The following is a 12,329-nucleotide window of genomic DNA, read 5'->3' as shown; positions in this document are numbered from 1 at the left end:
GGAGAACACCCATGGATTTCATTCTTCTGGACTACACCACGCTGCGCGTGATCTGGTGGCTGCTGCTGGGCGTGCTGCTGATCGGTTTTGCAGTGATGGACGGTTTCGATCTCGGGGTCGGCACGCTGCTGCCGTTCGTGGCCCGGACCGACGAGGAACGCCGGCTGGTGATCAACACCATCGGCCCGGTATGGGAAGGCAACCAGGTGTGGCTGATCCTCGGCGGTGGCGCGATTTTCGCCGCGTGGCCGCCGCTGTACGCGGTCAGCTTCTCCGGTTTCTACCTGGCGATGTTCGTGATCCTGTTCGCGCTGATCCTGCGCCCGGTGGGCTTCAAGTACCGCGGCAAGATGCCGTCGCAGACCTGGCGCAACAACTGGGACCGGGCGCTGTTCATCGGCGGCTTCGTTCCGGCCCTGATCATGGGCGTGGCGGTAGGCAACGTGCTGCTGGGCGTGCCCTATCACTTCGATGACACCCAGCGAATTTTCTACACGGGTGGCTTCTTCGGCCTGCTGACCCCGTTCGCGCTGCTGGCCGGCCTGCTCAGCGTGGCGATGCTCATCGCCCATGGCGCGGCCATGCTGGTGATCAAGACCGACGGCCCGGTGGCCGACCGCTCGGCCCGCTACGGCAGCATCGCCGCCCTGCTGAGCTTCGTGCTGTTCGCCGCCGCCGGCCTCTGGGTCGCCTTCGGCCTGCCGGGTTATGCCATCACCTCGTCGATGGCGACCGACGGCCCCAGCAATCCGCTGCTGAAAACCGTCCAGATCGGTGCGGCCGGTGGCTGGCTGCACAACTACAGCAGCATGCCGGCCACACTGCTGGCTCCGGCCGCCGGCCTGCTCGGCGCACTGGCCAGCGCCGTGCTGCTGCGCGGGCGTCACGGGATCATGGCCTTCATCGCCTCGGGGCTGTCGATCGCCGGCATCATCCTCACCGTGGGCTTTGCCTGCTTCCCGTTCCTGCTGCCCTCCTCCAGCCAGCCCGATTCCAGCCTGACGCTGTGGGACGCCTCCTCCAGCCACCTGACGCTGTGGATCATGCTGCTGGCAACGGCGATCTTCCTGCCCCTCATCCTCGCCTACACCTCCTGGGTGTACCGGGTGCTCAAGGGCAAGACGTCGCTGGACGAGATGGGCGACAACCCCAACGCCTACTGATCCGCACATTCCCACCATTCAAGGAGCCAACCATGTGGTATTTCGCCTGGATCCTCGGTGCCGGCCTGGCATCGACCGTCGCCATCCTCAACGGCATGTGGTTTGAGGCGCGCGAAGCCCGCAAGGCCGAAGCAAGCCACTGAACCCATGTGAAGGTCTTGCCATGAGCCCGGACTGCGCGTATCTTTCCGGGCTCCTTCGCGGGGTGTAGCTCAGTCTGGTAGAGCGCTACGTTCGGGACGTAGAGGTCGCAGGTTCGAATCCTGTCTCCCCGACCAGAAGGTCGAAAGCCTGGAAAACGGCAACGTTGTCCAGGCTTTTTCATTGCCGGGAACAAGCGCCCGGCTTCCACCATCACGCGATCGCGCTGACGGTGACAAGGGTGAAAACAGCTTGCAGTATTGAAGGTCCACCGCTATCATAGGCGGCTCCTTCGGGGTGTAGCTCAGTCTGGTAGAGCGCTACGTTCGGGACGTAGAGGTCGCAGGTTCGAATCCTGTCTCCCCGACCAAATTGGACAAAAGCCGGCCCTCGGGTCGGCTTTTGTTTTGGGCGATTCCCATGCAATCGCCCCTTCTCCGCACTGGAGTCTGTCGTGTCCTTGTCCAACACCGCTCCACAGCGGCATTCCCTGCTAAAAGGCCGCCTGCTGGCTTTTGTCGCCATCGTCCTGGTTGCCGCCAACCTGCGCAGCGCGGTGACGTCGCTGTCGCCGTTGCTGGAGCGTCTGGGCCAGACCTTCAACTTCGGCAGCACCATGACCGGCGTGCTCGGGATGATGCCGACCGCCGCCTTCGCCGTATTCGGACTGGCCACACCGCGCATCATCCGTGCATTGGGACTGGAGCGCACCGCGATCCTGTCCATGGCATTGGCGACGCTCGGCCTGCTGCTGCGCTCGGCCGCCGGCAATGTCGGCATGCTGATGCTTGGCTCGGCCATCGCGCTGGCCGGCATGGGTATGGGCAACGTGCTGGTGCCGCCGCTGGTGAAACGGTATTTCGCCGACCGCGTCGGCACGCTCAGCACCATCTACATCACCGTGCTGCAGGCCGGGACGATGGTGCCGGCACTGCTGGCGGTACCGCTGGCCGACCGCTTCGACTGGCGCATCTCGCTGGGCGTGTGGTCCCTGTTCACGCTCGCCGCAGTGCTGCCGTGGCTGCTGCTGTCCCGCACCCAGTCTCCTGCCGAGAGCGTGACCACCCGCACCGCAACGGGCACTGCGGGTACCGGCCGGGTGTGGAAGACCTCACTGGGCTGGGGCATGGCGTTGATGTTCGGCATGACCTCGCTGGGCACCTATTCGCTGTTCACCTGGCTGCCGAAAGTGATGGTCGACGCCGGTGCCAGTGAATCCTTCGGCGGGGTGATGGTGGCGCTGTATTCGGCCATCGGCCTGCTGCCATCGCTGCTGGTACCGGCGATGGCGGTGCGCATGCGCAATCCGTTCCCGCTGGCAATGGGCGTTTTCATCCTGAACATGATCGCGTTCGCCGGCCTGCTGTGGGCGCCGATGGCTGCTCCCTGGCTGTGGGTGGCCATCTCCGGGCTCGGCCCGTCCACCTTCCCGCTGGGGCTGACCCTGATCAACCTGCGCACCCGCACCCAGGCCGGCTCCGCCGCCCTGTCCGGCTTCATGCAGGGCGTGGGGTACAGCGTCGCCAGCCTGGGGCCGGTGCTGTTCGGCTGGCTGCATGGCGCCAGCGGCAACTGGACCTGGTCCTTCGCCTTCCTGGGCCTGTGCTCGGCCGTGCTGCTGACCGCCGCCTGGTTCGCCTGCAAGCCGCAGCAGCTGGAAGACCATTGGCGCCAGTAACGGATCGACAGTAACGGGGACAGGTAAAACCTAGACCAATGGCGTCTGATCCGGCTTTACCCGTTACTCCTTCCTCTCCACCCGTTTCCGGCACTCAGCCCCTGACCTGGCCCTCGCCGCGGACCACGAAGCGCTCCACCGTGAGCGCCTCCAGTCCCATCGGGCCATAGGAATGCAGGCGCGTGGTGGAGATGCCGATCTCCGCGCCCAGTCCCAGCTCGCCGCCATCGGAAAAGCGCGAGGAGGCATTGACCATCACCACCGCCGAACGCAGCGCGTGCATGAACTGCTCGGCATGCGCAGCAGTGCCCGTGGCAATCACCTCGGTATGGTCGGAGGTGTACTGCTGGATATGGGCGATGGCCGCCGGCAACGAATCGACCACGCGCACCGCAAGGATCAGGTCCAGGTATTCGGCAGCGTAGTCGTCTTGCGTGGCCGGCAACACGTCCGCCACCAGCGCCTGCGTGGCCGCATCACCGCGCAGCTCCACGCCGCGCTGCCGCAATGCGGCTGCCGCCAACGGCAGGAAACGCGGTGCGACATCAGCATGCACCAGCAGGGTTTCCAATGAATTGCAGGCGGCCGGACGTGACACCTTGCCGTCGACCAGCAGATCCAGCGCCAGTTGCAGATCGGCACTGTCATCGACAAACAGATGGCACACGCCTTTGTAGTGCTTGATCACCGGCACCCGCGCATGTTCGGCGACGAAGCGGATCAGCCCCTCGCCGCCGCGCGGGATGGCCAGATCGATGAGGTCGTTGAGCTGCAGCAGCTCCAGCATGGTCTCGCGGCGCAGGTCCTCGACCAGCGTCAATGCGGCATCGGCGATGCCGGCCTCGCGCAGCGCCCGCTTGAGGCTGGCGGCGATGGCGGTGTTGGAATGGATGGCCTCCGAGCCGCCGCGCAGAATCACCCCGTTGCCGGCCTTGATGCACAGCGCCGCGGCATCGGCGGTGACGTTCGGACGCGCTTCGTAGATCATCGCGATCACCCCCAGTGGCACCCGCACCTTCTGCACGCGGATACCGTTGGGACGCACGTAGTCGCGGGTGATCTCGCCCACGGGGTCCGGCAGGCCCGCCACTTCACGCAGCGCATTGGCAACGCCCACCAGACGCGACGGATTCAACGCCAACCGGTCGAGCATCGCAGTGCCCACGCCCTTGTCGCGCGCGGCCTGCAGGTCGACTTCGTTGGCCGCCAGGATTGCGCCGGCGTCGGCATCCAGCGCGTCCGCCATCGACATCAGCAGCGCACTGCGCGCCTGCGTGGAAAGCTGGCCCAGCTGCTGGGCGGCGTCGCGGCATTGCAATGCCAGCGTGCGGATATCACTCATGACCATTCCCGTATCGGTGGAGGACGACATCACAGCACCACCATGTCGTCGCGGTGAACCACGTTGTCACCGTAGTTGTAACCAAGGATCGATTCGATCTCACGCGTGTGGTGCTGGCTGATGCGACGGATATCCACCGCCGAGTACTGGCTGATCCCGCGGGCGATGTGCGGCCCGCCTTCGCCATCGAACTGGCGCACCTCGACCATGTCGCCGCGGCGGAACTCGCCTTCGGCACCGAGTACGCCACCGGGCAACAGCGAGGCGCCCTTCTCGCGCAACGCGCGTGCGGCACCGGCATCGATCAGGATCGCCCCCGGCTCCACCGGCGCGTGGCGCAGCCAGTACTTGCGTGCGGCGATGCGCGAGCGTCCGGCATGCACGCGGGTACCCCGCAGGCGGCCCTGTGCCAGCTCCCGCACCACGCTGCCATCGCGGCCGTTGAACAGGAACGTGTCGATCCCCGCCGCGCCGGCCTTGGCCGCCGCCTGCAGTTTGGTTTGCATGCCGCCGGTGCCGACCGCGCTGCCGCTGCCGCCGGCCATCGCCATCACCTCCGGCGTCAGTGCGGTCACCTCGTTGATCGGTTGCGCGTGCGGATTGCCACGCGGATCGGCGGTGTACAGGCCGTCGATATCGGTGGCGATGAACAGCGCATCGGCATCGACCAGCGCGGCGACGATCGCGGCCAGGTTGTCGTTGTCGCCGAGCTTGAGCTCATCGACCGAGACGGTGTCGTTCTCGTTGATCACCGGCAACGTGCCCAGTGCCAGCAATTCGTTGAGCGTGGCGCGCGCGTTGAGGTAGCGGCGGCGGTTGCGCAGGTCGTCATGGGTCAGCAGCACCTGCGCCACCGGCCGTTCGAAGAAGCGCTGCCACAAGGCGATCAGCTGCGCCTGCCCCAGCGCCGCCAGCGCCTGCCGCGCGGCGATCGCCGCGCCCGCCTCGGCCCCTTTCGGCACGATGGCGCGGCCGGCCGCGACCGCTCCGGAAGACACGATCACCACTTCCCGCCCCGCCTGCACATTGGCCGACACGAACTGCGCCAGTCCTAGTGCGAAGCGCGGCGTCAGGCCACCACCGTCGGCGGCCAGCAGGCTGCTGCCGACTTTCAGCACGGCCCGCCGCCAGGGCGGCAACGGCTGTTCGGTGAACGAAGATTGCACGGTGCTGCTCATGATGTCAGCGGGTATTCCATTCATGGACGGTGAGTTCAGAACTGTCGTGAAGGACAAGCGGATCACGCGCGACGATGGCCTCGGCATGCTCCAGGCCGGAGACGTTCTTCAGCACATAGGCACCGCCGCTGCCATCGCTGAAACCGCCGGTCAGGTGCAGTTGTCCGGCGGCAGCCAGTTCATCGAGAAACGCCAGGTGGGGTGCGATGGCGGCGCTGTCGAACGAAGGCTTGCGCAGGGCCATCACCAGATACATTTTCATTCCGCTCTCCTTTGTCCATATGACAGCACGCCCGGCATGCCGGCGTCGCGTTTGCTTTCGGTTGGAACTTGCCGGCGGTGCTGTCGCAAACACGCGCAACGAGCCGCAGCAGCGGTGATTCCCACCACCGGATATGCCGCAAACAGGACGGGCGCCCAGGGCGCCCGTGTGCGTATCACCCCTGCAGCGCCCGCCAGCGTGCAGCGAGCTCATCCAGCCGCAGGTCCGCCGCCGCACCGGGCGACACGCGCGCGGCGAGGCTGCCTTCGGGTGTGCGTCCCTGCCCTGCACTATCCGATGCCTCCGCCGCAGCCTTGTAGGCATCGCGGAACGGTACCCCGGCCACGGCGGCTTCCACCGCCACGTCGGTGGCATACATGCCCGAATCGATCGCCGCGCGGATGTGGTCGTCGCGCCAGTCGAGGTTGGACAGCAGCGCCGGCAGCAGCTCCAGTGCCGCCAGGCCACGGCCGAAGCCGTGCACGATCGCACCCTTGGAGTTCTGCAGGTCACGCTGGTAACCCGACGGCAGCGACAGCAGCTGCTCGATCTCGGTACGCGCGGCGGCGACGCTGGCGTGGGTGGCACGCATCAGCTCGATCACGTCCGGATTGCGCTTGTTCGGCATGATCGAACTGCCGGTGGTGTACTGCGCCGGCAACGCCACGAAGGCGAATTCGCCGGTGGTGAACAGCGACAGGTCCCAGGCGATGCGACGCAGGTCCAGGGTGGCGCCGCCCAGCGCTTCCAGCGCGGCCAGCTCGAACTTGCCACGCGAGAGCTGCGCGTAGATCGGGCTGATCTGCATGCGCGAGAAATCCAGCGCCTTCGTCGTGTGCTCACGGTCCAGCGGCAGGTTGACGCCATAGCCGGCAGCGGTGCCCAGCGGATTGGTGTCGATCAGCGCGCGGGTATCGCGGGCACGCACGGCGTTGTCGATGAAAGCCTCGGCCCAGCCCGCCCACCACATGCCCGCCGAAGACACCACGGCACGCTGGATATGGGTGTAACCCGGCAATGGCTGCTGCTGTTCGGCGGCGGCGCGATCCAGCGCGACCCTGGCGACCTCGGTGCTGATCTGCGCCACGCGCTCGAGCTTGTCCTTCAGCCACAGGCGGGTGGCCACCAGGATCTGGTCGTTGCGGCTGCGGCCGGTGTGGATCTTGCGCCCGGCATCGCCAAGACGCTCGGTCAGGCGCGCCTCGATCGCCGAATGGCAATCCTCGTATTGCTCGTCCAGCACGAAGGCGCCGCTGCGGAAGTCCTCGGCCAGCACGGCCAGCTCACGCTTCAGGCCGGCCAGTTCGTCGGCCGAGAGGATGCCGATGTGCTGCAGGCCTTCAGCATGCGCGGTGCTGGCCTGGATGTCGTGCAGGAAAAACTCGCGGTCCAGGATGACGTCGTCACCCGCCAGGAAGGTCTGGATCTTCGCGTCAACCGCGACGCCGGGTTTCTGCCAAAGCAAATTGGTCATGTCGATCTCTCTCAGTGCAGCTATGCAGGAGCGGCGCAAGCCGCGAAGCTGGCAACCTCTCAGCCGCCGCTATCCACCAGAATCAATACGGAACCGCCATCAGCTCATCCAGCCCCAACGCGCGGTTGAGGTTCTGCAACGCCTGGGTGGCCGCGCCCTTGAGCAGGTTGTCGATGGTCGCCACCAGCACCACGCGCTTGTTGCCCGGCGCCAGGGTAAAGCCGCCGATCTGTACGCCGTGCTGGCCGGCGATACGGCTCACCCACGGCGCCTCGTCGATGATTTCCACCAGCGGTTCATCGGCATAACGCTGCGTGTACAGCGCGACGATCTCCTCGCGCTTGAGCGGCTGCTGCAGCCACAGGTTCACCGTCATGGTGATGCCGCGGAAATGCGGCGCGACATGCGGCATGAATTCCACCGGCACGCCAAGCTGCGTCCCCACCTCGCGCTCGTGCACATGGTTGGTCAGCGCGTACGGCATCAGGTTGTCGCGCAGCAGCTCGGGGTTGTTCTTGTCCGAGGGCGTGGTGCCCGCCCCCGACCAGCCGGATACGCCGAAGCAGACCGGCGGGCCGGCCAGCTGCGACAGCAATGGCGTGATCGCAAGCTGCATCGCGGTGGCATAGCAGCCCGGATTGCTGATGCGCTTCTGGCCGTCGTAACGGTTGCGGGTCAGCTCCGGCAAGCCGTAGTACCAGCTGTTGTCGAAGCGGTAATCGGCTGACAGGTCGACGATCACCGTGTCCGGCCTGGCCGCATCCAGTGCCGCCACGAACGGCCCGGCCTTGCCATTGGGCAGCGCCAGGATGACCGCATCCGCGCCCTTGGCGGCAACCGCGTCGGCATCCAGGTTTTCATAGCGCAGCTCGCCACGATAGGCGTCGTTGTGATCGGCCACGCGCTGGCCAGCCAGCTCGCGCGAGGACACGAACGCAAGCTCGATGTGCGGATGCGCCGCCACCAGCCTGATCAGCTCGGTACCGGTGTAGCCGCGGGCGCCAACGATGCCCAGGGAGAATTTCTTGTCAGTCATGAGTGCGAATCCAGAAGGAACTGCAGGTGGGTTTCGCCGGCCATTCCGTATCGATGATGGAAAACACCACGGTGTCGCGACGCGACCCGTCGGCGTAACGCTTGTGGCTGCGCAGCACGCCATCCTGTTTTGCGCCAAGGCGTGCGATGGCGCGGCGCAACGCCTGGTTGAACCAGCTGGCCGACGTCATTGGCTCACCCCTCCAGGCTCGCCTTGCGTTCGCCGCAATGCTTCACAAAGCCCTTGATGCTGTCGAAGTCGTTGGCGCCGAACCAGAACACCTTCCAGTGGTCGAGCTTGTAGCAGCCATCGGATTCGGAATAGTAGAAATGGTTGACCGGGTTGCCGTTGCGCGAGCGCCAGAACAGCTGCGGGGTTTCCTCCAGCATCACGTTCCACACCGCACGGCCGAGCCCCTCGCCCTGTGCGTCGTCGAGCACCGCGAACTTGTCCAGGTACACGCCCTCGGCCTCGTCGGTGAGGATCACCGCGGTGCGGTAGTTCTCGCTGACGTAGGCGCGCAGCAGCTTGGTCTTCTGGAAGTAGTCCGGCACCAGGGTGCGGCCGAAGCTGGATTCGATCAGCGTCTTCAGTCGCGCGGTGTCCAGCTGCTCCCATGAGGTCGCCTTGAGCACCTTCTCGCCACGCCGTACCAGCGTGCCCGAACCCTTGTGGGTGAACAGCTCCTTGGCCAGATCGGCCGGGCGTGTGATCGACACCGAAGACTCTTCCGGCAACTTGTCCAGCAGGTCCTTGATCTGTTCGATCTTCACCCGCATGCCGCCGTGGATCCACGGCTGTGCCATCAGCTGGTCGTATTCGGTGGACAGGTTGATCGAGTCGATCAGCTTGCCTTCTTCATCCAGCAGGCCACCGGTGCCGGTGAGGAAAATGATCTTGTACGGCTGCAGTTCCTGCACCAGCTCGTTGGCGGCAAAATCGGCATTGACATTGAGGATCTGCCCGCTCGGGGTTTCGCCCAGGCTGGTGATCACCGGGATCGAGCCGGCACGCAGGCTGGCCTCGATCGGCGCCAGGTTGACCCGCTTCACCTCGCCAACCAGGCCGTAGGTGTCCACGTCCAGATATTCGGCCTCGAACACGCCGCCGGTGATCGAGGTGGCACGCGCACCGTTCTGCTGCAGCGCTTCCACCAGCTTGAGGTTGGACTGCTGGAATACCTTGCGCACGATCGCCAATGCCTCCGGCGTGGTCACGCGCAGGCTGTTGACGGTCTGCTTCTCGATGCCGGCGGCCGACAGTTCGGCATCCAGCTGCGGGCCGGCGCCGTGCAGCACGATCGGGGTCAGGCCGACCTCCTGCAGGAACGACAGCGACGAGGTCAGCGCGTCCAGATCGTCACGCAGCACCGCGCCGCCGACCTTCACCACGGCGAAGCGCTTGGCATCGAGCTGCGAGAAGCGCTTGAGGTACTGGCTGATCTCCTTCGCGCTGGCCATGCTCGAAAGCAGGCGGACGATGGTCTGGCGGGTCTGGCGGTGCGGCTGCATGGCTGGGGACATTGCTTGTATCTACGTAGCGACCGGATGGGTCACGGGAAAGAAGCCGGCGGCAGGCCGCCGGGCCACGCGCGGCTCAGGCGCCGCGCTGCAGGATGCGGTGTACCGACTCGGCGTAACGCTGCAACTGCTCCAGCGTCACGAACTCGTCGGCGGTATGGGCCTGGGCGATATCGCCCGGGCCGTAGACCATCGTGGTGTAGCCACCGGCCGAGAACAGCGAGGCCTCGGTCCAGAAATCCACCGCGCTGCCGATCGGCAGGCCGAGCTCGTCGGCGATATCGCGTGCGGCCAGACGGCGCTCCTCGGCACGGGCGATGTCGCCGGACGGCAGGCTGGGGCCACGGAAGGTTTCCTCGAAATGCGCGGCCTGCGGTTCGGCAAAACCGGCGAAGGTGCCCAGCAGCGCATCGATATCCATCGACGGCAGCGGACGTAAGCCGAAGCGCAGCTCGGCCTCCGGGGCGATCATGTTGGCCTTGATGCCACCTTCGACGCGGCCGACATTGAAACGCAGGCCGGTCAGACCGCCGAAGCGCGCATGCGCCAGCGACTCGACATGATCCAGCGCCTTGCCGCCCCAGCGCATCGCCTGGTGCAGCGCGCTGGCCGACGGATCCTGCTTGCCGGAGGCATGCCCGGCACGGCCGGCGAATTTCATCAGCACCGAGCTGATCCCCCGGTGTGCGAGCACTGCCTCGCTCATCGTCGGCTCGGCGACGATCACCGCCTCATACGGGATGCCACGGGCCAGGAAGGCGGCGATACAGCGCGGATCGTTGGCTTCCTCGTCACTGGAGAACAGGAACGCCGCATCGCCATCGGTGAGGTTGGCCGCGGCCACCAATGCCGCGGCCGCGCCCTTGATGTCACAAACACCCAGGCCAACCACGCGATCCTCCAGACGGCGCATCACGTGCGGATCGGCACTCCAGTGCGGGGAATCCGGCACGGTGTCCAGATGCACGTTGAACAGGTACTTCGGCGTGCCACGCACCGCGTAGAAACTGACCGCACCGGCGCCGTGATCGATCACCTCGACGTTGAAACCCGGCAGGTTGTCACGCAGGTAATCGAAGATGCCGCCGGTGGTGATGGCACGCGGCGGATTGCGGGTGTCGAAAGACACCAGCGCTTGCAGGTGGTCCAGCGTCTGTTCAAGCATGAATCAACATTCCTGTGGAATTCCGCCGGGGCGTGGCCCGGCGCTACCGTATCGCGTCTGGAGGAGAGCCCCCTTCTTGTTGAAGGGGGCGCGCCGAAGGCGCGGGGTTAAGGTGGGATGCGTGAGCTCGCGCTCAGTCAACCCCGGTTGACTTGAGCAAAGAGCGTGGAACTCATGCCGAACAGCTTGATGAAGCCCTCGGCTTCTTCCACGCCCCAGTCGGCCGACTGCGCGTAGGTCGCGCCCTTGGCATTGAGGATGTGCGGCGACTTCACGGCCACCGCATCGACGCGGCCACCACGGGTTTCCAGCACCACTTCGCCATTGACCTTGGCCTGCGAGGACTTCAGGAACGCTTCGATGTCGGTCTTCAGCGGGTCGTGGTAGAAGCCTTCGTACACCAGCTCCACCCACTTGCGCGCCACGTCCGGCTTGAAGCGGTTCTGCTGCTTGGTCAGCACCGCGTCTTCCAGTGCGCGATGCGCGGTCAACAGCGACACCAGGCCGGGCGCTTCGAACACGATGCGGCCCTTCAGGCCGATCACGGTGTCACCGGTATAGACGCCACGGCCCACGCCGTAGGAGGCGAACATCTTGTTGAGGCGGGCCAGGATCTGCTCGCCCGGCAACGCCTTGCCATCCAGCGCAACGGCTTCACCTTCGACGAACTTCAAGGTCACGGTCAGCGGCTCGACCGGCCATGCGCTGCGCGGTGCGCACCAGCCACGGGCGCCCTCGCCCGGTGCTTCCCAGCGGTCGATCTCGCCGCCGGACATGGTCAGGCCCAGCAGGTTCTCGTTGATGGTGTAGGCCTGCTGCTTGGCGCGCACACCGAAGCCGCGCTCTTCCAGATACTTCTGCTCGTAGGCGCGGGTCTGGGTGTGCTCCTTCTGGATCTCGCGGATCGGCGCGACGATCTCGTAATCGCCCAGCGCCTTCACCGCCAGGTCGAAACGCACCTGGTCGTTGCCCATGCCGGTGCAGCCGTGGGCGATGGCGTTGGTACCCAGCTCGGCCGCACGCTTGAGCGCGGCATCCACGATCAGGTAGCGGTCCGATACCAGCAGCGGATACTGGCCCTGGTAGCCCTCGCCCGCCCACACGAACGGCTTGACGAAGCCTTCCCAGATCGCAGGACCACCATCGACGGTGACGTGGCTGGCAACGCCCAGCTCGGCGGCACGCTTCTCGATGAAATCGCGCTCCTCGTCATCCACGCCGCCGGTGTCGGCGAACACGGTGTGCACGTTGTAACCGCGCTCCTGCAGGTATGGCACGCAGAAGCTGGTGTCGAGGCCGCCGGAGAAGGCGAGGACGATATCTTTCTTGCTCATGGGGTCAGGGTCCAGGTGGAATGCGGTCTGTAGCAC

General features: G+C 65.8%; 11 protein-coding genes, 2 tRNA genes and 1 pseudogene. 5 read left to right on the top strand and 9 right to left on the bottom strand.

The features are described 5' to 3' along the window. The first annotated feature begins 11 nt into the window (after positions 1–11). From cydB to ACSBPQ_RS06385, 5 genes are all read left to right on the top strand, one after another. Positions 12–1,163, top strand: coding sequence for a cytochrome d ubiquinol oxidase subunit II (gene cydB / locus ACSBPQ_RS06405; RefSeq protein WP_442684195.1), 1,152 nt, complete (start codon positions 12–14; stop codon positions 1,161–1,163). 32 nt (positions 1,164–1,195) lie between these two features. Continuing rightward, on the top strand, positions 1,196–1,306 hold the full coding sequence (gene cydX, locus ACSBPQ_RS06400) for a cytochrome bd-I oxidase subunit CydX (RefSeq protein WP_442684194.1): 111 nt from the start codon (positions 1,196–1,198) through the stop codon (positions 1,304–1,306). 58 nt (positions 1,307–1,364) lie between these two features. Beyond that, positions 1,365–1,441: transfer RNA gene (locus ACSBPQ_RS06395), tRNA-Pro, on the top strand. Positions 1,442–1,597: 156 nt separating this feature from the next. Then, positions 1,598–1,674, top strand: a tRNA-Pro gene (locus ACSBPQ_RS06390). 90 nt (positions 1,675–1,764) lie between these two features. Beyond that, complete coding sequence (locus ACSBPQ_RS06385; RefSeq protein ID WP_442684530.1) at positions 1,765–2,982, top strand: CynX/NimT family MFS transporter; 1,218 nt, start codon at positions 1,765–1,767, stop codon at positions 2,980–2,982. 94 nt (positions 2,983–3,076) lie between these two features. Here the strand turns inward: ACSBPQ_RS06385 and ACSBPQ_RS06380 are convergent, their stop codons facing one another. The 9 genes and pseudogenes from ACSBPQ_RS06380 to ACSBPQ_RS06340 all read right to left on the bottom strand — a co-directional run bounded on the left by ACSBPQ_RS06380 (position 3,077) and on the right by ACSBPQ_RS06340 (position 12,293). Beyond that, on the bottom strand, positions 3,077–4,324 hold the full coding sequence (locus ACSBPQ_RS06380; protein ID WP_442684193.1) for a glutamate-5-semialdehyde dehydrogenase: 1,248 nt from the start codon (positions 4,322–4,324) through the stop codon (positions 3,077–3,079). 29 nt (positions 4,325–4,353) lie between these two features. Then, positions 4,354–5,502 (bottom strand): glutamate 5-kinase, encoded by a 1,149-nt coding sequence (proB, locus tag ACSBPQ_RS06375; RefSeq protein WP_442684192.1) that lies wholly within the window; start codon positions 5,500–5,502, stop codon positions 4,354–4,356. Between the two features lie 4 nt (positions 5,503–5,506). Continuing rightward, entirely contained in the window at positions 5,507–5,764 is a 258-nt protein-coding gene (locus ACSBPQ_RS06370) for a YciI family protein (RefSeq protein ID WP_442684191.1), read from the bottom strand. Positions 5,765–5,939: 175 nt separating this feature from the next. Beyond that, positions 5,940–7,238 (bottom strand): argininosuccinate lyase, encoded by a 1,299-nt coding sequence (argH, locus tag ACSBPQ_RS06365; RefSeq protein WP_442684190.1) that lies wholly within the window; start codon positions 7,236–7,238, stop codon positions 5,940–5,942. Positions 7,239–7,320: 82 nt separating this feature from the next. Beyond that, positions 7,321–8,274, bottom strand: a complete 954-nt coding sequence (gene argC, locus ACSBPQ_RS06360) for an N-acetyl-gamma-glutamyl-phosphate reductase (RefSeq protein ID WP_442684189.1) — start codon at positions 8,272–8,274, stop codon at positions 7,321–7,323. Next, positions 8,271–8,452: pseudogene (locus ACSBPQ_RS06355) on the bottom strand (GNAT family N-acetyltransferase); the annotation flags it as partial. The gene argC and the pseudogene ACSBPQ_RS06355, both read right to left, overlap by 4 nt. Positions 8,453–8,468: 16 nt before the next feature. Continuing rightward, positions 8,469–9,797 carry an acetylglutamate kinase gene (locus ACSBPQ_RS06350; RefSeq protein WP_442684188.1) on the bottom strand — a complete coding sequence of 443 codons (1,329 nt, stop codon included), beginning with the start codon at positions 9,795–9,797 and terminating at the stop codon, positions 8,469–8,471. Between the two features lie 73 nt (positions 9,798–9,870). Next, a complete protein-coding gene (locus tag ACSBPQ_RS06345) occupies positions 9,871–10,959 on the bottom strand; it encodes an acetylornithine deacetylase (RefSeq protein ID WP_442684187.1) in 1,089 nt (362 codons plus the stop codon). Positions 10,960–11,096: 137 nt separating this feature from the next. After that, a complete protein-coding gene (locus tag ACSBPQ_RS06340) occupies positions 11,097–12,293 on the bottom strand; it encodes an argininosuccinate synthase (RefSeq protein ID WP_442684186.1) in 1,197 nt (398 codons plus the stop codon). Positions 12,294–12,329: the final 36 nt, after the last annotated feature.

This window comes from Stenotrophomonas sp. JC08 (genome assembly GCF_052180205.1).
In the GTDB taxonomy this organism is placed as follows: Bacteria; Pseudomonadota; Gammaproteobacteria; order Xanthomonadales; family Xanthomonadaceae; genus Stenotrophomonas.
The sequence above is the reverse complement of the archived record's forward strand: the minus strand, read 5'-3'. Positions and strand labels throughout refer to the sequence as shown.

Coding starts and splice junctions, on each gene's coding strand:
- ACSBPQ_RS06370 (WP_442684191.1), bottom strand. CDS start 5,764: ATGAAAATGTATCTGGTGATGGCCCTGCGCAAGCCTTCGTTCGACAGC.
- ACSBPQ_RS06340 (WP_442684186.1), bottom strand. CDS start 12,293: ATGAGCAAGAAAGATATCGTCCTCGCCTTCTCCGGCGGCCTCGACACC.
- ACSBPQ_RS06350 (WP_442684188.1), bottom strand. CDS start 9,797: ATGTCCCCAGCCATGCAGCCGCACCGCCAGACCCGCCAGACCATCGTC.
- argC (WP_442684189.1), bottom strand. CDS start 8,274: ATGACTGACAAGAAATTCTCCCTGGGCATCGTTGGCGCCCGCGGCTAC.
- cydB (WP_442684195.1), top strand. CDS start 12: ATGGATTTCATTCTTCTGGACTACACCACGCTGCGCGTGATCTGGTGG.
- ACSBPQ_RS06345 (WP_442684187.1), bottom strand. CDS start 10,959: ATGCTTGAACAGACGCTGGACCACCTGCAAGCGCTGGTGTCTTTCGAC.
- cydX (WP_442684194.1), top strand. CDS start 1,196: ATGTGGTATTTCGCCTGGATCCTCGGTGCCGGCCTGGCATCGACCGTC.
- argH (WP_442684190.1), bottom strand. CDS start 7,238: ATGACCAATTTGCTTTGGCAGAAACCCGGCGTCGCGGTTGACGCGAAG.
- proB (WP_442684192.1), bottom strand. CDS start 5,502: ATGAGCAGCACCGTGCAATCTTCGTTCACCGAACAGCCGTTGCCGCCC.
- ACSBPQ_RS06380 (WP_442684193.1), bottom strand. CDS start 4,324: ATGAGTGATATCCGCACGCTGGCATTGCAATGCCGCGACGCCGCCCAG.